This window comes from Rhodococcus sp. IEGM 27, assembly GCF_033142305.1.
Lineage (GTDB): Bacteria > Actinomycetota > Actinomycetes > Mycobacteriales > Mycobacteriaceae > Rhodococcus_F > Rhodococcus_F oxybenzonivorans.
The window spans coordinates 381952-401141 of sequence record NZ_JAWLSG010000003.1; the positions used below are offsets into that span (position 1 = coordinate 381952).

Here is a 19190-nt window from a genome sequence, read left to right on the forward strand (position 1 = left end):
GAGGTCACGGGTTCTCCTTCGCTTCGGCTTCGGCTTCGGCTTCGGCTTCGGGATCGACGGGACGGCACTGCATGAGTGTCTTGCGGACCGCGATGGCGACCACGTCGCCGTGCTGGTTTCGGGCAGTGTGCTCGAAGGTGACGATGCCCTGGCCCGGTCGGGACTTCGATTCCCGTTTGTCGGTGACCACGGTCTCGGCGTACAGGGTGTCACCATGGCGCACCGGCTTGGGGAAGGTAATTTCCGAGAAGCCGAGGTTGGCGACGATGGTGCCCTGCGTCAACTGCGCCACCGACAGCCCGACAAGCGTGGACAGGGTGAACATCGAGTTCACCAGCGGCTCCCCGAATTCGGTGCCCGCGCTGTACGCCGCGTCGAGGTGCAGGGCCTGGGTGTTCATCGTTTGGGTCGTGAACAGGACGTTGTCGGCTTCGGTGACGGTGCGGCCGGGACGGTGCTCGTAGACGGTTCCGATCTCGAACTCGTCGAACCACAGGCCCCGTTGGGTAATTCGTCTCGCGGGGCTCGCGTCCTCGTTCACCGACTCGGTGTTGATTGATTGCGTCACGCGGAAGTCCTAGCTCGAGGAATCGGATTGTGGATCGGTGTCCGGGGTGACTCGTGCGAGCAGTTGGTCGACCATCACCTGGTCTCCGGGTGCGACGAGGATGTCGACGACGCCGTCGACGGGCGCGGTGAGCGAGTGCTCCATCTTCATCGCCTCGACCACGACGAGGCTCTGGCCGGCGGTGACGTGGGAGCCCGCTTCGGCGCCGACGGCGATGACGGATCCGGGCATGGGGCTGGTGATCTCGGCCTCGCCGGCATGCACGTCACCTGTGCGGACGCTGAGTTCCTCGACTTCCCGGAGCATCGTCGTGCCCTCGGATCCGGCGAGCCAGATGTGCCCGTCGGTCTGGGCGACCCGGTAGGTTTCACGTCTGCCGTCGATCACGACGGACAGGGTGGTTCCGTCGAGGGCCGCCGTCAGGGACAGGGTGTCGCCGTCCTCGACCTGCGCGGTGGCGTCGGCCGGATTGCCCGTGATCCGCACGTGGTCGGTACGCGTCGGCGATGCCAGCCGAATACTGGTGGGCGCGGGAACCCCGACCCGCCAGCCGCTGGGAACGTCCCACGGATCGGCCTGTGAACGCTCCGGCCAGCGCTGCAACCAGCGGAAAGCGGCCGCGGCGATGAGGGCGGCATCGGTGGCCTCCGCGGCGACGAAGTCCTCGAGCCGGCGGTCGAGCAGACCGGTGTCGAGGTTGCCCGCCACCACGTCGGGATCGGCGAGCAGGAAGCGCGCGAACTCGATGTTGGTCACCACACCGAGCACACCGGTGCCTGCCAGCGCCCGGTCCAGCTTCCGCAACGCACCGGCGCGGTCGTCGGCGTGCGCGATCACCTTCGCGAGCATGGGGTCGTAGTCGCTGCCCACCACTGTGCCCGCGCGAAGACCCGAGTCGACGCGGATGCCCGGGCCGTCCGGTTCGACGACGTCGGCGACGAGACCACCGGTCGGCAAGAAGCCCCGGCTGGGATCCTCGGCGTACACGCGGGCTTCGATGGCATGTCCGGTGAGGGTGATCTCGCCCTGGGTGAAGCCGAGCGGTTCACCGGCGGCCACCCGTACCTGCCACTCGACCAGGTCCAGGCCCGTCACGAGCTCGGTGACCGGGTGTTCGACCTGAAGCCGGGTGTTCATCTCCATGAAGAAGAACTCGTCCGGCTTGTCGGCGGAGACGATGAATTCGACCGTTCCGGCACCCGAGTAGTCGACGCTGCGCGCCGTGTTGCACGCGGCCTCGCCGATACGGGCCCGGGTCTGCTCGTCGAGCAGGGGCGAGGGCGCTTCCTCGATGACCTTCTGGTGGCGACGCTGCAGACTGCACTCACGCTCACCGAGGTGCACCACGTTGCCATGCCGGTCGGCCAGGATCTGCACCTCGATGTGCCGGGGACGCAACACGAATCGCTCGAGGAACAGGGTGTCGTCACCGAACGCGGACGCCGCCTCGCGGCGTGCACTGAGCAAGGCGTCGGCCAACGCGCCCGGCTCCTCGACCAGGCGCATCCCCTTGCCGCCGCCGCCCGCCGACGGCTTGACCAGGACCGGGTAGCCGATCTCGCCTGCGGCCGCGATCAGTTCGTCGTCGGACAGGCCGGGCCGGGCGATGCCCGGTACGACGGGCACGTCGAACTTCGCGACGGCGTTCTTGGCGGTGATCTTGTCGCCCATCACCTCGATGGCGTGAGCGGAGGGACCGAGGAAGGCGATGCCGGCGTCTGCGCAGGAACCGGCGAACTTCGCGTTCTCCGACAGGAACCCGTAACCGGGGTGGATGGCCTGCGCTCCGGTGGCCTGGGCTGCCGCGATCACCTTCTCGATCACCAAGTAGCTTTCCCGGGCCGCGGCCGGGCCGAGCAGGACCGCGGTGTCGGCCTCGCGGACGTGCCGCGCGTCCCGATCGGCTTCGCTGTATACCGCGACCGAGCGGATTCCCATGGTCCTCAGGGTGCGGATTACCCGCACGGCGATCTCACCGCGGTTGGCGACGAGGACGGTATCTATCCGTGTCATGTCAGTCATGTCCGTTCACATCCGGAAAACGCCGTAGGAGACCGGCTCGAGCGGTGCGTTCGCGCACACCGAAAGAGCCAGCCCGAGAACAGTTCTGGTATCGGCGGGATCGATGATGCCGTCGTCCCACAGGCGGGCGGTCGAGTAGTACGGGTTGCCCTGCGCCTCGTACTGCTCGCGGATCGGCGCCTTGAACGCCTCCTCGTCCTCCGCCGACCACGGGTTGCCCGCACTGTCCAACTGCTCACTGCGCACCGTCGAGAGCACCGACGCCGCCTGCTCCCCGCCCATCACCGAAATCCGCGCGTTCGGCCACATCCACAGGAACCGCGGCGAGTACGCCCGCCCGCACATCGAGTAGTTGCCCGCCCCGTAGGAACCGCCGATCACGACAGTGAGCTTGGGAACCCGGGCGCACGCCACCGCGGTCACCATCTTCGCGCCGTGCTTCGCGATACCGCCCGCCTCGTAGTCGCGCCCGACCATGAAACCCGCGATGTTCTGCAGGAACAGCAACGGAATCCGCCGTTTGTCGCACAGTTCGATGAAATGCGCGCCCTTCATCGCCGACTCGGCGAACAACACCCCGTTGTTCGCGACGATGCCGACCGGGTGGCCCTCGATGTGCGCGAAACCGGTGACCAGCGTCTTGCCGTACTCCGCCTTGAACTCCTGAAACTCGGCGCCGTCCACGATCCGGTCGATGACCTCGTGAACGTCGTACGGGGTGCGCGGGTCGGTCGGGACCACGTCGTACAACTCGGTCTGCGGCGCCGACGCGGGGACGGCGCCGATCACGTCCCACGGACGTGCGGCACGCGGGCCGAGCGTGGCGACGATGTTCCGCACGATCCGCAGCGCGTCCTGATCGTCTTCGGCGAGGTGATCGGTGACACCGGAGACCTTCGAGTGCAGATCGCCGCCGCCGAGCTCTTCCGCCGTGACGACCTCACCGGTCGCGGCCTTCACCAACGGCGGACCGCCCAGGAAGATCGTGCCTTGGTTCCGGACGATGACCGCCTCGTCGCTCATCGCCGGCACATAAGCGCCGCCCGCGGTGCAGGAGCCGAGGACCGCCGCGATCTGCGGGATGCCCTGCGCGCTCATCGTCGCCTGGTTGTAGAAGATCCGGCCGAAATGCTCGCGATCGGGAAATACTTCGTCCTGCCGGGGCAGGAACGCACCACCCGAGTCGACGAGATAAATGCACGGCAGCTGATTCTGCAGCGCGATCTCCTGCGCCCGCAGGTGCTTCTTCACCGTCATCGGGTAGTACGTGCCGCCCTTGACCGTGGCGTCGTTGGCCACGATCACACATTCACGGCCGGACACCCGGCCGATACCCGCGATCACGCCCGCTCCGGGGCATTCGTCGTCGTACAACCCGTTGGCCGCGAGCGGGGCGATCTCGAGGAAAGGACTCCCCGGGTCAAGCAGGGTGTCCACTCGCTCGCGCGGGAGCAACTTGCCCCGGCTCACGTGCCGCTCCCGCGACTTCTCGCTGCCGCCGAGCGCGGCCACCGCGAGCCTGTCGCGGAGTTCGCTGACCAGTTGGTGGTGTTGTTCGCGATGCGTTGTCGGCGGAGCCGTCGTGGTGGGAGCTGACACAGTTCCGTCCTCGTCTGGGAGATGGGGAAAGTGAGTTAATGCGAAATAACTGAACTAGAGGTTAATGGCGACGAGCCGAGATGTCCAGTGGCCGTGCGTGCTGGGAGTCCTCGAGACAAATTGGCATGCAACGCTTTTGGTGGGACTGTCTGACCTCGGTGCGTGGAACCCCACGCCTGAAAGGTGTGGTGCTCGTTGAATTAGCACTCCGACGGGAAGGCAGCGAAAGTTGCCAAATCCCAAAACGATGGGGGACGTGCGTCAGTGCCGGGCCCACCGGCGGCGCACGGACGAACATGGTGTGGCAACAGGGTTTTCGTTCGATCGCCGTCGTCGTGACCTCGGACGGTATCAGTACGCCAGGGCTCCAGTGCCCCACACATCGGCGGAGTGCGTTTCGGGTTCGCTGTCGAGTCGGCGAACCTCCTGCAGGTAATCTGCCCCGTCCAGCTCGCTGCGATCGACCCCGATCAGGCGGCAGGCTGCGCCGACGAAGTACCGTTGAACCTCCTCGAGCCCGAGCCGGCCGCCGGGGCGGTACCAGTGCGCCACACCGGTGCACATCTCGAGGATTGCCAACCGGCACATCGTGGTGTCCTCGATCTCGAACGAGCCGACTCGGTGCCCCCGTTCGAGCACCTGGCCGAACAGCATCTCGTACTCGTCGCGCATGGCCTGCAGTTCGGCGCGGTTCGCCTCGGTGAGAGCCCGCATCTCGTATTCGGCGACCCGGGCGGTGAGCTGGTTCACCGCGGTAATCCCCACATGGGAGGAGACCAGTCCGGCGAGTTGCACCACCGGGTCCGCACTGGCCCGCATCGCGCTCGTGCCGGCCTCGGTCAACTCGGTCAGGCACGACCGGATGATCAGGGCCAAGAGCGACTCTTTGCTGCCGACATAGTGATACAGGGTTGCGGAGTTGATGCCCGCCTCGGCTCCGAGTTCGCGGATGCCGGTGGCGGCGAAGCCCTTCGTGGCGAAGAGGGTTACCGCAGCCCGCTGTACGCGCCCCAGGTCCATGGCTCTCTTTCGGTCGACTTCCACCTCATGCTAACACCCTTCCTTAGTCGTTCGATTCCCAATCACTTGATTGATAAAACCGTACTGCCAGGATATTTGCAAGTGATTCAGCCAACCAATTGATTGGAATTTGCTTGACTGTGCCACCGATCACTGTCTACTCTCTCCTCGGAGCGCCGGTGTTCCAGGATTCCCGCCTCGATCACGGTGCATCCCATATGGCGCCCCTTCCGCGTGAGCGCCATCCCCTCGGTCAATAAGGAGCAAGCACACATGGACGTTGCACACTCCGCACCACCGACGACCGTCGACCAGCCGGCGCTGCGGCGCGTCGCCGGATCCGTGCTCGTCGGCACCACCATCGAGTGGTACGACTTCCAGATCTACGGCGCATCCGCCGCACTGGTGTTCGCGCCGTTGTTCTTCTCGGGCTCGGAACCGTGGCTGGCGACGATCCTCTCGTTCGCCACCTTCGCCGTCGGGTTCGTCGCCCGCCCGTTGGGCGGGGTGATCATGGGGCACTTCGGTGATCGGATCGGCCGGAAGAAGATCCTGGTCGTGGCCTTGCTGCTGATGGGTGCGGCCACGTTCATGGTGGGACTGCTGCCCACCTCGAACCAGATCGGTATGTGGGCGCCGGCGCTGTTGGTGGTCCTGCGCCTGATCCAGGGCTTCGGCGTCGGCGGTGAATGGGGTGGTGCGGTGCTGACCGCCGTCGAATACGCACCGAAGAATCGCCGCGGGTTCTACGGCAGCATGCCGCAGGTCGGTGTCCCGGCAGGCCTGTTGCTGGCCACCGCCGTTCTGTTCGGCACCAAGGCCGTCACCGGGGCCCAATTCCTCACCTGGGGATGGCGTATCCCGTTCCTGCTCAGCATCGTCTTGGTCGCCGTCGGGCTCTACATCCGGACGGCCCTCGAAGAGACCCCGGCGTTCACCCGGGTCAAGGAGCAGAAGAGCGAGGTCAAGATCCCGCTGGTCGATGCGTTTCGGACCTACCCCCGGCAGATCGTGCTGGCGGCGGGGTCGATGATCAGCACCGGCGCCTACTTCTACATCCTCAATACCTACACCCTGACCTACGCCGATCAGTTCGATCTGCTGCCGGGCAATCTGATGCTCACCGCGGTCATGATTTCGGCGGCGGTCGCGGCGATCTGCATTCCGATCTTCGGCCAGCTCTCCGAACGCTTCGGCCGCCGCCGCACCCTTTTGGTCGGCATCGGTGGGATGGGGGTGTGGGTGTTCGTCGCGTTCGCCGCGATCGACACCGGAAACTTCCTTCTGACCACCGGCGCCCTGGCGGTCGGTGCGTTCATGCTCAGCATCTCCTACGGCCCGCAGGCCACCTTCATCGCCGAACTGTTCGATGCCCGGGTGCGTTACAGCGCCGCCTCGATCAGTTTCCAGATCGGCGTGCTGCTCGGCGGTGCGATCGCCCCGATGATCGCGGCCGCACTGGTCGCCGCCACCGGCGGCTCGCTGGCCGTCGCCGTCTACATCGCGGCACTGTCGTTGATCTCACTGCTCAGCGTGTTCTTCGTCCGCGAATCCGACCTGAGCCGGGGCAGCAGCGACATGTTCATCGACGACGACGGCACCTATCGCCCCGTCACCCTCTCATAGCCAGCAGACAAGAACTCCAAGGACATTCGTTGATTTCCACGCATTTCGAAAACATCCGGGTGGGCGATACCGCCACCACCGAATCGCGCACCATCACCGACGACTATGTGCGGGACTTCGCCGAGCTGACCTGGGACCGGCACCCGCTGCATCTGGACCCCGGCTACGCGCAGCGGACCCGTTTCGGCCGCCAGATCGCCCACGGCGCACTGATGCTGTCCACTCTGCTCGGCCTGGTCGAACTGCATCCGAGCTACCTGCAGTGCTTCTACGGCCTCGACCAGGTCCGTTTCCATGCCCCGACCTATTTCGGCGACACCGTTCACGCCGTCTCCGAGGTCGTCGCGATCCATCCCCGCAAGGACGGGGAAACCGCGGTCGTGACCTGCAAGGGTTCGCTGATCAACCAGGACGGCACCCTCGTCGTGTCCGGGCTCTTCTCCCTGTTGGTGGCGGGGAAGGCGCAGGCCCTCGACCTGGAAGCGGCAACCCGATGAGTACCCCGCTGCGGCAGGACTGGTGGCAGGACCTCGACGGTGACCCGTTCACCTGGCACCTCCCGGACGAGTTCAACATCACCCGGGCGTGTGTGGACGCCCAGAATCCGGCCGATCCGGCGTTGATCGTCGACGTCGGCGGCTTCTGGCACCAGTACACCTTCGGTGAGGTCGTGGCGCTGAGCCGCAAGTTCGTCACCGTCCTGGCCGATCTCGGTATCACCGCCGGTGATCGGATCGGGGTGATGGTGCCGCAGGGCATCGAGGTTCTCACCGCTCACCTGGGTGCGTTCCGGGCCGGAATCGTCACGGTGCCGTTGTCGGTGAAGTTCGGCTCGGACGCGGTCGCCCACCGCCTCAACGACTCCGGCGCCCGGATCCTGGTCGTCGACACCGAGGGCTACGCCCGTATCCGGGACGGACTGGCCGAGATCACCTCCCTGGAAGCGGTTGTCCTGGTAGGGGAGTGCCCGGCGGATCCGACGCCGGTGCCGGTGCTGCCGTATCAGCAACTCCTCACCGCGGCCGCCGAGGACGAGGGCACCACCCCGACCGGGCCGGACTCACACGCGATCATCATCTACACGTCCGGCACCACCGGGCGGCCCAAGGGAGCGTTGCACGGGCACAAGATCCTGCCCGCCCACATGCCCGGCGTGCGCACGGCCTTCGACGACGCCCCGCAGCCGCGGGACGTGTTCTGGACCCCCGCGGACTGGGCGTGGATCGGGGGACTGTTCGACGTGCTGTTCCCGGCTCTGGCCATGGGATGCCCGGTGGTGGCGACCCCGGACAAATTCACCCCCACCGGGGCGATCGACGTCATGCGCCGGCACAAGGTCACCGCCTCTTTCATCCCCCCGACCGCGCTCAAGCAGATGCGCAGCACCGGCGTCGACCAGGCCGCCGCCCGCGGAGTGCAGTTACGGTCCCTGGCCACCGGCGGTGAATCCCTCGGCGACGCCCTGCAGGGATGGGTCGCCGACACCTTCGGGGTGGCGATCAACGAGTTCTACGGGCAGACGGAAGTGAACATGACCGTCGGCACCTGCCGCTCGCGCTGGCATCCCGAGCCCGGTTCGATGGGCCGCGCCTTCCCCGGCTTCACCGTCGCCCTCCTCGACCCGGACGGCGAACAGGTCGACACCGGGCAGGTCGGTGAGATCTGCGTTGCCGCCGGAAATCCCGGACAGTTCCTCGAATACTGGAATCAACCGGACAAGACCCGGGAGAAGGTCCACGACGGCTGGATCCACACCGGCGACCTCGGGAGAACCGACGCGGACGGCAATCTCTGGTACCAGGGTCGCGCCGACGACGTCATCTCCTCCGCCGGGTACCGGATCGGCCCCGGCGAAATCGAAGAATGCCTGCTCTCGCACCACGCGGTGGCGATGGCCGGGGTGATCGGGGTGCCCGATCAGTTGCGCGGGGAAGCGGTACACGCCTTCGTCGTCCTCGCCGACGAGATCACTGCTACGGAAGAACTCCGCCAGGAACTACAGGCCCACGTCAAGAGCCGGTTGGCGTTCTACCAGTACCCGAGGCAGATCACCTTTCTCGACCAACTGCCGATGACCACCACCGGCAAGATCATGCGACGGGAATTGCGCCACATCACCGTCGAAAGCTGGACCGAGCACTGAGCCCTATCCAAGACACCATCCCCGATCGGCCAGCGCTGGACCGCGCCGCCGATCACAGACCGGGTCCGAGAATGACGCACCGGCCGCATCGTGACGCTCCGACCGAGCCCACGGCGCCGGACGGGGCGGTCACCCGAACCTCACCGGGGCTGTCACCGTCGCCCCCGGTGAGGCGCGCCCAACCGGCGCGCTAGCGGTGCCTGCCGAGATGCACACCCAGCCCGCATCTCGGCAGGCACCCCAGACCCACGAAGCCGGTCCGGAGACAGGCGTCTGGGCACATCACCACACGCACTGTCACCGAGATCCGGTCGAATCTCTACATACAACATGTACGGCCGCCGCGGCGATTTCGCACCGCAGGCGCCTATGAAGAAGCAGGGATGAAGACCCTTGCCTGGGGAGTCTCCATCCCGGCCCTGCCAGCGTCCTACTGGCAGGGCCACCCGACTTCCCCGGCGGCCGGTTGGGAGCCCCACCATCAGAGGGCGTAATCGCCCGGGACCGGCCGCACGCCGGCCCCAACAACGGCAACCGTCGGGCGCCGTCATGAGCCCACCAACGTGGCATCCGAAGGCATCACGTTGAGGCAAGAATCAAGACATCTGGAGTGATATGTTCTCTCACACCCTGAGTGCGGCCGACATCGAGAATGCGGCAGAGCGAATTGGGGCGGCCGTGCCACCGACTCCGCTCGAGTACAGCGTCCGTCTGTCGACCCTCACCGGTGCCAATGTCTACCTCAAACGCGAGGACCTTACCTGCGTCCGCTCCTACAAACTGCGTGGTGCCTACAACCTCATGGCGCAGCTCTCGGCTGAAGAACGGGCAGCAGGGGTGGTGACGGCCAGCGCGGGAAACCACGCGCAGGGCGTCGCCTACGCCTGCCGCGCAATGGGAGTAAAGGGCCGGATCTATGTGCCCACCCGAACTCCAAAGCAGAAGCGAGACCGTATCCACGCACACGGGGGAGCCTTCGTTGAGCTCATCGCGACCGGTGACACCTTCGACGCGGCGTCCGCCGCCGCCGCCGACGACGCCGCACGTACAGGCGCCACCATGGTCGCGCCGTTCGACGACGCCCGTACGGCGGCGGGACAGGGCACGATCGCCCGGGAAGTTCTCGGCCAGTTACCCGAGGCGCCGGACCTCGTCCTGGTTCCCGTTGGCGGTGGCGGATGTCTTGCTGGAATCGCCACATATCTTGCGGATCTGTCGCCGCACACTGCGATCGTCGGAGTGGAACCAGCAGGCGCGGCATCGATGTCCGCTGCCCTCGTCGCGGGTGGTCCGGTGACCCTTCCCGAGGTGGATTCGTTCGTCGACGGGACGGCCGTCAAACGGGTCGGCGACGTGCCGTACGCGGTGGTCTCCCGCCTCTGCGGCGAACTCTACAGCGAGAGTGAGCCTTTCGCTGCGGATTTGTCCACCAGGCCGATCAGGATCACTCGGGTCGATGAGGGCGCCGTGTGCACCGCGATGCTCGATCTGTACCAGAATGAGGGCATCATCGCAGAACCGGCGGGCGCGCTTTCTGTTGCAGTTCTCGAGGGTCTCGCTATCACGCCAGGGGCGACGGTGGTGTGCTTGATTTCCGGTGGGAATAATGATGTTTCGCGCTACGGAGAGGTCATCGAACGCTCTCTCGTCCACCGTGGCCTCAAACACTACTTCCTGGTGGACTTCCCACAGGAGCCTGGTGCGCTCCGCCGGTTTCTCGACGAGATACTCGGACCCGACGACGACATCACTGTGTTCGAGTACGTCAAGAGAAACAACCGCGAGTTCGGTGCCGCGCTGGTGGGCATCGAAGTCGGAACAGCCGACGCCCTATCACCGCTGCTCACGCGGATGGATGCCTCACCCTTCGAGGTACAGCGACTCCAACCGGAGACACCAGCATTTCGTTACCTCGTCTGATCGTGTCGGCCGCGTTCTTGACGACAAGCACCGTCCGCACGGCCGGGGGCTGAGTCGGGCGTCTTGGCTGTTCGGGTCCATATCCAGGCGTTTTCACTTCGAACTCCGATACCTGAGCCAGCAGATGAGTACCCTGAACTGCTGACGATCCCATCCTGGATGGGATCATCCCTCGGCCGCCTTGGTGGGGGTTTCGCTGCATCGGAATTCTCGACCACCGTCGGGTAGATCCACTGGTTGGTCGCGGCGGCGACGTCGGCACACCTGATCTCCGCGAACAGGACCACTCGACGCGAATCGGGGGTTCAGCCGACTACTTGGAGTGAACGCATGGGACGTGCCGTCCCCCGACGGAACACGGCACGTCCCGTACCCAGCCAAGTCGGCACCAGTAATTACCGAGCTCACCAGTGATCGATGATCGATGGGTGTCCTCAGCTCTTACGGGTTGGTCAGACGGTTTCGAGGGCTTCCTCCCGGAGAGATACGCGGATAGTCCGTTGCTCTCCAACGGCAATCCCGATACTGCCGAGCAGGATCAGCGCGACACCGGGGACTATGAACCACCATGTCAAGGTGGTGGCAGCCTGGCTCGCGGTGGGGATGCTCGCCGCCAGCTGGAAGTTGCCGACGTTGGCCTCCATGCCGGCAACGAGTGCCTCGAACCGGGGAAGGATCGTGTTGAGCTGCGCCATGCCGGTCGCGACGTCGGGAAATTCTGCCCCATGAAGTCTTGGAACTGACCAGGATCCATCTTCAGGGCGCCGGCAAGCGCTGGCACGGTCTGGGTTTGGTGTTGCCGGCGGCTGCCGACCCGACAAGGAACTGTTGGACCACGCCGACACCCGTCCCGACTTCGTCACCGCCTTCGGTTGGCCTCATCCGCCCACGCCGTCATCCCGGACGCGGCTTCTATTGACGATGGGTGCGGGACTATTGGTTGAACCGGTCGATGAGCCATTGCCCAGCGGTTGGATTGTCGAGGAGCAGTCCGGCCGTATGCCCTGCAATCCCGGCCTGCGGGAGTAGCGGGGGCGTGTCGAGTTTTGCGACGGTTACGTCGGCACCCGCTGCACGCCAGGCGTTCGCCATGTCGTAGGTGTCCGCGGCAGGGGTGACGTCGTCGTTGACGTTCTGGGCGACGAGTACGGGGGCGGTGGGAGTGATTCGGCCAAGGTTGAAGCTGTCGAGGACAGCCTTGATCGCGGGATCGGCCTCGAGTTCGTCCATGATCGGGCGACCGCTGACCGTCAGCGAGCTGGTGGGCTGATAGGCATGGAGTAGGGCGTTCACGTTGCATTCGGTCGCGGTGCGGTGCAGGAAGTCGATGCCGGCCGGGTTGAGTATCGACGTGACCGTCGCCGTGAATTCCGGGTGGCTGGCGAGCAGGCCGTTGAGGAAGAATCCGATTACGTCGGTGAGCGCTTTGCCGTCGTTGTTCGACAGGGTGGAGGCGACGTTCGCTGGCGGTGCGGCGACAACGATGCCTTTGAGGTCGAGGTCGGGGGCGTAGCTGTGGGCGTGTTCGGCGGCGCCGCCGGCAGCCGAGCCGCCCTGCGAGTATCCCCAAATGCCTATCGGCGTAGTCGGTGCCGCCGCGCCGAAGCGGATGGCGGCGCGAATTGCGTCGAGCACGGCGTGCGCTTCGGGTACCGGTTGCAGGTAGGTGTGTGCACCCGGGGTGCCCAAACCCTCGTAGTCGGGGACCACGACGGTGATGCCGCGTGCCAGCAGCGACATGATGTCGGCAGTGTACCAATAGGCCATCGGGGTTCCGGAACCATCGATGGTGATGCCGTCGGCGAGCAGTTTCGACGGAGCGCAGTTGTCGCCCGCACCGAGGGTGCCGGAGGTATAACTGACCAGGGGACGAGGGCCGGGCCCGGACCACGCCGCGGTCGGGGTCAGGACCATTCCGGTGACCGCGATCGGCGCGCCGCCGGTATCGGTGGAGCGGTACATGATCCGGGTCGCGGTCGCGGCCGGTACCAGCGCCGCCAACGGGGAACCACCCAGCGGGCGGAAGGGTTCGCTGCGGATCAGATCCCCGTTGTTACCGGCGGGCAGCGGATTCGGTGGAAGGTAGAAATCGGACGCGGCCGCGACGGGTGCCGGTTCCGCCAGCACTTGTCCGGCCGATCCGAACATTGCTACCGCAGCGAGCGTGACTGCCGCGGCGGTCACGGCGCGAAAACGACAATGTTTCATCCGAACTCTCCTAAGGGGATATTTGTGGGTGTCGTGCAGCCAGATGAGGAATTTGATGGCGGCATTTCCATGACGAAGTCTTCGCGGCGTCGGTCAGCAGAGGTTGCCCGCGATCACTCAGTATCGGCGGGTGTGAAGCGCGCGAACTCGATGTCGGCGACCACTCTTTCAACACGCGGGTGCCGGCCAGCGTCCGGTCCAGTCTCCGCAGCGGCGGTGTGGGCGATGGCGTCCACCAGCATCGGGTCGTCGTCTGCTCACCGTGTCTGGCCGCAGGAAGGCAGGCCTGTTGCGGGTCGGGGTGTGCCCGATCCCGCGGACACGACTCATCAATGACCAGTCGTTAATCGGTAAGCGCGACAAGTTGTTGAAGTGCCGCAGATGTCCGACCTGCTCGCCGGTCAAGATCTTCTCGCCAGTGAAAATCGTCTGTGCCATGGGTATGCCTTTCCAGTCAGCGAGGAAGTGTGAGACCTGAACCACGTATGCAAGTCTGTATGATGGGTGCCCCTTTTCCGATACCCATCATGCGCCGGTACATCAACCAGCATCTGTTCGGATTCCGAACACTTCCGAGGCTGGGTGGGGGGTCAACTAGTGTTGCTGTAGCGCGAGGTTGACATAATATCTCTTATCGACACGTGAAAATAATTGGGGGAGAGGCACTTTCAGTTCTTTCACTCGGCCGACATCGATCTGAGCGTTTGTCGAGCAGGTTGCGCAGCTTGCGGTGATCGGAGAAATACGATTCCCAGGACCAGGCGGCCGGCACGTCAAGCAGTTGCGGCCGTCTGACGCCGGGCGGCGGCATGAGCGCGCCGCCGACGTGCCACGCACTCGCCAACGACTGCGCAACCGCGCGCCGCTGAGTCTTGTCGAGAGACCGTGAACGATCCATGATTTTGGTCAGTGTGCAGTGACCTAGACCAGCGTGGGGCTGTGCCCGAACACGTACACCCGGCGTATCTGCACGCTGGGCCGACGGGCGCGGGTCAGTAGCACGAGGTTCCCGTCTCGCTTCGACGTAAACGGTTGGCGTTGGCGAGCGGTGAGTCAAGCGAACAGGGCGAACACGGCGGCGGCGATGCCTGCGATGAAGGCTGGCAACGGTCACGAGACCACGTCCTGTGGTGGCTGGGCGGTGAGGACAAAACTCTCAGTATCGGGCACGACCACTAGTACAACGCAGTCTGTACGCGAACCGGTCCTACCCCTCGCAATCGCCACGAGTAGTCGTTCTGCCCGTTCCAGTCTTCTCCGTGTTGATGTCCGGGGGGTTCGTGAACCCGACATAATCCGGCGTCGGCGGTGCGGCCGTGTCGGTGAGGCCCCGTCAACGCCTCGAGCAGCTCCAGCTGGTCCGGGAGGATGAGTCGGTCACGGGACCGTCCAGGCACCGGCGCCGGGCGTGCTGACGAGCATCCGGTATCCGGGCCCATCGGGGGGAACCGTGGCCACGGCGACCACCGTCCCTGAACCGGTCTCGACCGAAGTGCCGTAACGGTTGTCGAGGTAGGTGACACCCGCTGCACCGGTGGAGATGTTTCGCCAGTGGACGTGGACACCGGTGTACGGCCCCAAGCGGGTCACTCCCGGAGTGTCAGTATCGGTAGTGGCGGTCAGGTAGACGTAACCCGAGCTCGGGAGTCCGGTCACACCGACGCTGAGACCGGCGACGGGAATGGGGAAGACAGTGTCGGTCGGTGCGGCGGCGGCCGGTTGTGCCGCGAGAAGCAGTGCTGCACCGGCTCCGGCGACGATGAATGCTCGGTGTAGACGGTGACGTTGTCTCATCGACGGTCCTCCCTGCCCGGTGGCTCGCTCCCGGTCACGAATATCGGCGCCAGGCCGAAGGATGCTGTCAGCCTACATCCGCGACGGGTCGGCCCGACCGTGAATCACCTGGTCGGGGCCGCCCTTAGCGTGTTCGGCGTGTACTAGTCGAGCCTGATCGAGCCACGGAGAGTGAGAGCGCCGGCCGCGGCTCGGATGCTCGAACCTCAGTTGGCCACTCAGCTGGACGAACTTGGCCTGAAAGCAGTCCGTTTCGCCCGTAGGATCGACGACGCCCTGACGATCGCACAGCAGGTTCTGGTCGAAGCAGAAGCCGCAGTAGAAGCTGCAGCCGAGGCGCTGGCCGGGGCCCGCGTCGGGGAGTTGCTGGACCAGCCGATTCGCGACTATCTGGTCAACCTCGTGTTCGTCGAACAGGTTGCGCAGCGTGCGGTGATCGGGTGGCGGATAGAAATACGAGTCCCAGGACCCGGCGGCCGGCACGTCAGGCAGTGGCGGCCGTCCGACGCCGGGCGGCGGCATGAGCGCGCCGCCGATCGGGGCAAGCTTCACTGCGTCACGAACTCTCCCCTCCACTGCGATACAAGAACCCATTTTGCCAGCTAAACAACGTGATGGCTGCTGGCTATTGTCAGGTTTTCCTGACATCACGTGGGCGTCAGGGTTTCCTGACGCAGAGTAGAGGAGGAGGCATGTCCTGGGTGGCGGAAACCGGCGACCACGAGGGGTGTGCGGCGACGTTGGTGTCGGGTGGGCGCCGCGTCATCGGTTATCGGGGTGCGGAGATGGAACTCGACGACGGAACCTGGGTGCCCGAAGGAGAGACGACGGGTTGGCAGAGCTGGTGCAGCTGCGGGTGGCGGGCACCGCTGCCGTTCGAACGCGTGACCGATCCCGGCCTCGCACGCCGGCCCGATCAGGTCTACGAAGCCACGGGCGGACCCGCATCGGAGTGGGTGGAGCAGATTTGCCACGCAGAGTGGCTCGACCATGTTCGCCCGCACGAAGTAATCACCTGGGTGAAACGCGCTGCCCTGGAATTGAATGCCGCCGACGCTCGCCTCGACCGAGCCGTGGCAGCGGCACGACGGTCCGGGACCTCATGGGCTCAGATCGCCCGGGAAGTCGGAATCTCCCGGCAGTCCGCACATGAACGGTGGCGACACCTCTGACCGGGAGCCCCGAGTTCCCCGCTGTTCTCCTCTCGTCGCACCGTTCTGGAAGGAACCCTCGATGGCACTGCTGACGCTGCACACCGATCGGCTCGACCGACTCACTCCCAGTCGGGTCAACGACGGCTATCGCCTCGTGGGTCACTGGCTTCTGCAGAAGGCCGTTGACGCCGAGGTCATCACCTGGGACAAGGCGGTGTGGGGGCACCTGGTCCTTGGTGTCGAGCCCGCAGATCGGGACGACCTGCGCCCCCGGGAACTCGTGATCAGTTACATGGTCTCGAAGGACGGGCCGACGATCACCGGCGGGATTCTCGCCGATCTTCCGGACAACTGGAACGAGCTGACCACGGAAGAAATGGCAGACGTGCCGGCGAGCTTTCCCGACCCCACACAGCAGCCGGGCGAGTTCTTGACCCTGGTCGTCGATGAACTCAACCAGCTGCACGCCAGCACCGAACGTCTCGTGGCTGCGTGGCGGGGAAATACCGGCACACCCCTGATCTGACCAACCCGTCCCGGGACTACCACTGCCGCACAGTCACGCCCACCGACAATGGGCTACCGCGGCGTCTCACCTGAACCTCGAGGAGTCTCCACCGTGCTCTATCGCCCGGATCGCCTTGACGCGATCGCTTCGAAAAGCGCTCCACCGCGGCGCGGCGGCGACGCATAACGTCGGCGGTCTCTACGCGGACCTCCATCACGCCGACTGGAATACCCCGCCGGCCAACCTGCCGCGCGAGGTCTGGGACCGGCTACTTATCAAATGGCGGCGAGGCCGAAGGCCGGGTAGTGTCCACCGACACGAAGGCCTCGCACCGAGTATCTGGTGCGGGGCCTTCGTGTTTGGGGCGGGATGCGGATTGGTCGCCTGGGGCGGGTCACAGTCGGCGTTCGATGAGTGTGGTCGTTGGCCGGGCGGTTGCGCTCGCACGCCGACAGCAGACCGGAGCGGTCACCGGTGGCCTTGAGGTGGTGGCTGGCCTGGTCGCAACCGCCAATCCGACAGTTCGAGAGCGTGGCCGAACACGACCGCACCGGTTGTAGTGGGGTGCAGACGACGACTTTGACCGGTGATAACCGGGTCGGCCTGCGTACTACGATTCGACTTCAGCTCTCCACGACGTCGTGCGCGCTGTGATCATCCCGGGTGGGATCAGACGAACCGCCGTGTCCGCTGTTCCCGAGATTCAATAGGGCGACCCCGACGATGATGAGCGCGATGCCGGCTATCGCCGTACCGGACAATGTTTCTCGAAAGAATACGACGCCCAGGATCGCGACGACGGTTGTGCCTGCGGCAGCCCAAATGGCGTAGCCGACGCTGATCGGCAAACCGCGGTTCAGTGCCAAGCCGAGCAGAGTGAAGCTGCACACGTACCCGATCACCACGAGGATCGAGGGCGACAGCTTGCTGAAGCCATCGGACATCTTCAGCGCCATCGTCGCGACGATCTCGCAGACGATGGCTCCGATGAGCAGGATGTAGCCGATCACGCGTCGACCCCCGCATGGTCACGACGACTGCCCTGGGTGGTCCGGCGGCAGTTCTGCCACCTGCTCCTCAGAGCGAGTACGTCGGACGCCATCGATGGTGCTTGTACTTCGCCGTTTCCGGTCTCGGACCCGGTCACGGCAGGTACTTCGTCTGTGGAGGGAATCCTGGTCGGCGATATGACGATGCCGTCGGATCGCCGCACAGTCTCGTGCAACGCGGAGACGGCGCGGTCGGTAGTTGTGTTCTCAGACATGATTTCCTTGTCTCGGACGGGCGCCATGGACGGCGGCCCGTCAAATGTTGCTCGCACAGAGCGAATCCTGAGGGGCCTTGGGCAGCAGAAGGCGTCCTCCGTTGCATCCGGTCACCAGCCAGTCTCACTTGCACGACTTTTGCCCGAAGGTCTTCGGGTCGACCGGCCGCTCGGTGCGGGGAAGATTCTCCACCACGAGCAGATACGACTCGGTTACCAGTTCGTCCACCAGGGCCTTGTCGATCGATTCACCCGGCGACAACGTGATCCAGTGCCGCTTGTTCATGTGGTAGCCGGGCGTGATGTCCGCGTGGGCGCTGCGCAACGCCTCACCGTCGGCCGGGGCGGCTTTGAGGATCACAATCGGCTCGCCGGTGACCGCGGTCAACAGCATGAACACCTTGCCCCGGACCTTGTATACCTCCCATTCCGGTCCGAACGGGTGCTCGAGATTCGCGCCCGGAAGTTCGTCGGCCCGCGATTGTGCGTGTTCGTGGAGCGTGGCGCCGTTCATGCTGTTCCCGTCGATCGGTGGCCGCTGTCAGTGCTGGCCGATGAAGTCGAGCAGCTGGGCGTTGAAGGTCTGGTACTCGTTCAGGTGGGGTTCGTGTCCACTGTGTTCGAAGACCGCGAGGCTGCCGTGTGGGACGGTGTCGGCGAACCAGCGCATGCCGTCGAGCTCGTAGTAGGGCGAGTATCGGCCGGTGACGATCCAGGTAGGGACGGGGATGCGGGGCAGGACGTCGCGCCAGTCGGCGACGAAATGGTCGATCAGCAGAGGACGGGCCCGTGCCACGGGGAACTGTTCCCACCACTCGTCACCCGCCGGTCGGAGGGGCTGCACATGCTCGGGGACGGCGGGTTCCCGGTCGGCATTCGACCAGTCGAATCGGAAGTCTGCGGCGGAGTAGAGGTTTTCGCCGGTGATGCCGCGAACGCCCCACTGCCAGTCCCCTTCGTTGACGATCTTCGGGGACTGATCGATCGCGACGAAGGCGGTGACCCGGTCCCATGCGTCGGCGGTGGTCGAGAAGTACGCCAGGCTGACCGAGACACCCATGGAGTGACCGACAAGGACCACGTCGCGGAGGCCGAGGGTGGTGACCAGTTCGCCGAGATCGAGGCCGAGACGGCTCATCCTCTGCCCGTGACTGGGCGAATCGGACCGACCGTGCATGCGGTGATCGAATCGGATGACACGATAACCGGCCTCCACCAAGGCGTCGCGCTGGAACACCCAGCTCGAGCCCTGATCTGCGAAGCCGGAAGCACACACGACGGGACGACCTTCACCCTCGTCGTCGTACCGAATGGTCACCCCATCGGAGGTCATCAGAGGCAGGTTCGTGCCACTCATCGATCTC

At 65.3% G+C, this 19190-nt stretch carries 18 protein-coding genes; 6 read left to right on the forward strand and 12 right to left on the reverse strand.

Translation table 11 applies throughout. From position 1 onward, the window contains the following. Positions 1-4 precede the first annotated feature (4 nt). The 4 genes from R4P95_RS12690 to R4P95_RS12705 all read right to left on the reverse strand — a co-directional run bounded on the left by R4P95_RS12690 (position 5) and on the right by R4P95_RS12705 (position 5209). Positions 5-568 carry a MaoC family dehydratase gene (locus tag R4P95_RS12690; protein ID WP_317744317.1) on the reverse strand — a complete coding sequence of 188 codons (564 nt, stop codon included), beginning with the start codon at positions 566-568 and terminating at the stop codon, positions 5-7. A gap of 9 nt (positions 569-577) precedes the next feature. Then, positions 578-2581, reverse strand: coding sequence for an acetyl/propionyl/methylcrotonyl-CoA carboxylase subunit alpha (locus tag R4P95_RS12695; RefSeq protein ID WP_317744620.1), 2004 nt, complete (start codon positions 2579-2581; stop codon positions 578-580). Positions 2582-2596: 15 nt separating this feature from the next. Then, on the reverse strand, positions 2597-4189 hold the full coding sequence (locus R4P95_RS12700) for a carboxyl transferase domain-containing protein (RefSeq protein WP_317744316.1): 1593 nt from the start codon (positions 4187-4189) through the stop codon (positions 2597-2599). 351 nt (positions 4190-4540) lie between these two features. After that, positions 4541-5209 (reverse strand): TetR/AcrR family transcriptional regulator, encoded by a 669-nt coding sequence (locus R4P95_RS12705; RefSeq protein ID WP_317744315.1) that lies wholly within the window; start codon positions 5207-5209, stop codon positions 4541-4543. A 273-nt stretch (positions 5210-5482) separates the two neighbouring features. Here R4P95_RS12705 and R4P95_RS12710 point away from each other — a divergent pair, with 273 nt between their 5' ends. From R4P95_RS12710 to ilvA, 4 genes are all read left to right on the forward strand, one after another. Next, complete coding sequence (locus tag R4P95_RS12710) at positions 5483-6835, forward strand: MFS transporter (protein WP_317744314.1); 1353 nt, start codon at positions 5483-5485, stop codon at positions 6833-6835. 29 nt (positions 6836-6864) lie between these two features. Continuing rightward, complete coding sequence (locus tag R4P95_RS12715) at positions 6865-7332, forward strand: MaoC family dehydratase (protein WP_317744313.1); 468 nt, start codon at positions 6865-6867, stop codon at positions 7330-7332. Then, positions 7329-8978 (forward strand): AMP-binding protein, encoded by a 1650-nt coding sequence (locus tag R4P95_RS12720; RefSeq protein ID WP_317744312.1) that lies wholly within the window; start codon positions 7329-7331, stop codon positions 8976-8978. The genes R4P95_RS12715 and R4P95_RS12720 overlap by 4 nt, the downstream gene beginning before the upstream one ends. A gap of 615 nt (positions 8979-9593) precedes the next feature. Beyond that, a complete protein-coding gene (ilvA, locus tag R4P95_RS12725) occupies positions 9594-10898 on the forward strand; it encodes a threonine ammonia-lyase IlvA (RefSeq protein WP_317744311.1) in 1305 nt (434 codons plus the stop codon). A gap of 452 nt (positions 10899-11350) precedes the next feature. On the opposite strand, the gene R4P95_RS12730 is transcribed toward ilvA, so the two are convergent. The 4 genes from R4P95_RS12730 to R4P95_RS12745 form a co-directional block, all read right to left on the reverse strand. Beyond that, positions 11351-11593 (reverse strand): hypothetical protein, encoded by a 243-nt coding sequence (locus R4P95_RS12730; RefSeq protein ID WP_317744310.1) that lies wholly within the window; start codon positions 11591-11593, stop codon positions 11351-11353. 238 nt (positions 11594-11831) lie between these two features. Then, positions 11832-13106: an alpha/beta fold hydrolase gene (locus tag R4P95_RS12735; RefSeq protein ID WP_317744309.1), complete on the reverse strand. Its 1275-nt coding sequence runs from the start codon at positions 13104-13106 to the stop codon at positions 11832-11834. Between the two features lie 1377 nt (positions 13107-14483). Then, positions 14484-14900, reverse strand: a complete 417-nt coding sequence (locus tag R4P95_RS12740; protein ID WP_317744308.1) for a hypothetical protein — start codon at positions 14898-14900, stop codon at positions 14484-14486. Between the two features lie 72 nt (positions 14901-14972). Then, the gene (locus R4P95_RS12745) at positions 14973-15452 is read right to left on the reverse strand and encodes a hypothetical protein (RefSeq protein ID WP_317744307.1); all 480 of its coding nucleotides are present in this window, start codon (positions 15450-15452) and stop codon (positions 14973-14975) included. A gap of 140 nt (positions 15453-15592) precedes the next feature. Between R4P95_RS12745 and R4P95_RS12750 the strand changes: the two genes are divergently transcribed. Both R4P95_RS12750 and R4P95_RS12755 read left to right on the forward strand, forming a co-directional pair. After that, positions 15593-16072: an AsnC family protein gene (locus R4P95_RS12750; RefSeq protein WP_317744306.1), complete on the forward strand. Its 480-nt coding sequence runs from the start codon at positions 15593-15595 to the stop codon at positions 16070-16072. A 61-nt stretch (positions 16073-16133) separates the two neighbouring features. After that, positions 16134-16580 carry a hypothetical protein gene (locus R4P95_RS12755; RefSeq protein ID WP_317744305.1) on the forward strand — a complete coding sequence of 149 codons (447 nt, stop codon included), beginning with the start codon at positions 16134-16136 and terminating at the stop codon, positions 16578-16580. 605 nt (positions 16581-17185) lie between these two features. Here R4P95_RS12755 and R4P95_RS12760 read toward each other — a convergent pair. The 4 genes from R4P95_RS12760 to R4P95_RS12775 form a co-directional block, all read right to left on the reverse strand. After that, positions 17186-17572, reverse strand: coding sequence for a DMT family transporter (locus R4P95_RS12760; protein ID WP_317744304.1), 387 nt, complete (start codon positions 17570-17572; stop codon positions 17186-17188). Beyond that, on the reverse strand, positions 17569-17826 hold the full coding sequence (locus R4P95_RS12765; RefSeq protein WP_317744303.1) for a hypothetical protein: 258 nt from the start codon (positions 17824-17826) through the stop codon (positions 17569-17571). The genes R4P95_RS12760 and R4P95_RS12765 overlap by 4 nt, the downstream gene beginning before the upstream one ends. Before the next feature lie 124 nt (positions 17827-17950). After that, positions 17951-18340 carry an MmcQ/YjbR family DNA-binding protein gene (locus R4P95_RS12770; RefSeq protein ID WP_317744302.1) on the reverse strand — a complete coding sequence of 130 codons (390 nt, stop codon included), beginning with the start codon at positions 18338-18340 and terminating at the stop codon, positions 17951-17953. A 27-nt stretch (positions 18341-18367) separates the two neighbouring features. Beyond that, positions 18368-19183: an alpha/beta hydrolase gene (locus R4P95_RS12775; protein ID WP_317744300.1), complete on the reverse strand. Its 816-nt coding sequence runs from the start codon at positions 19181-19183 to the stop codon at positions 18368-18370. Positions 19184-19190 lie beyond the last annotated feature (7 nt).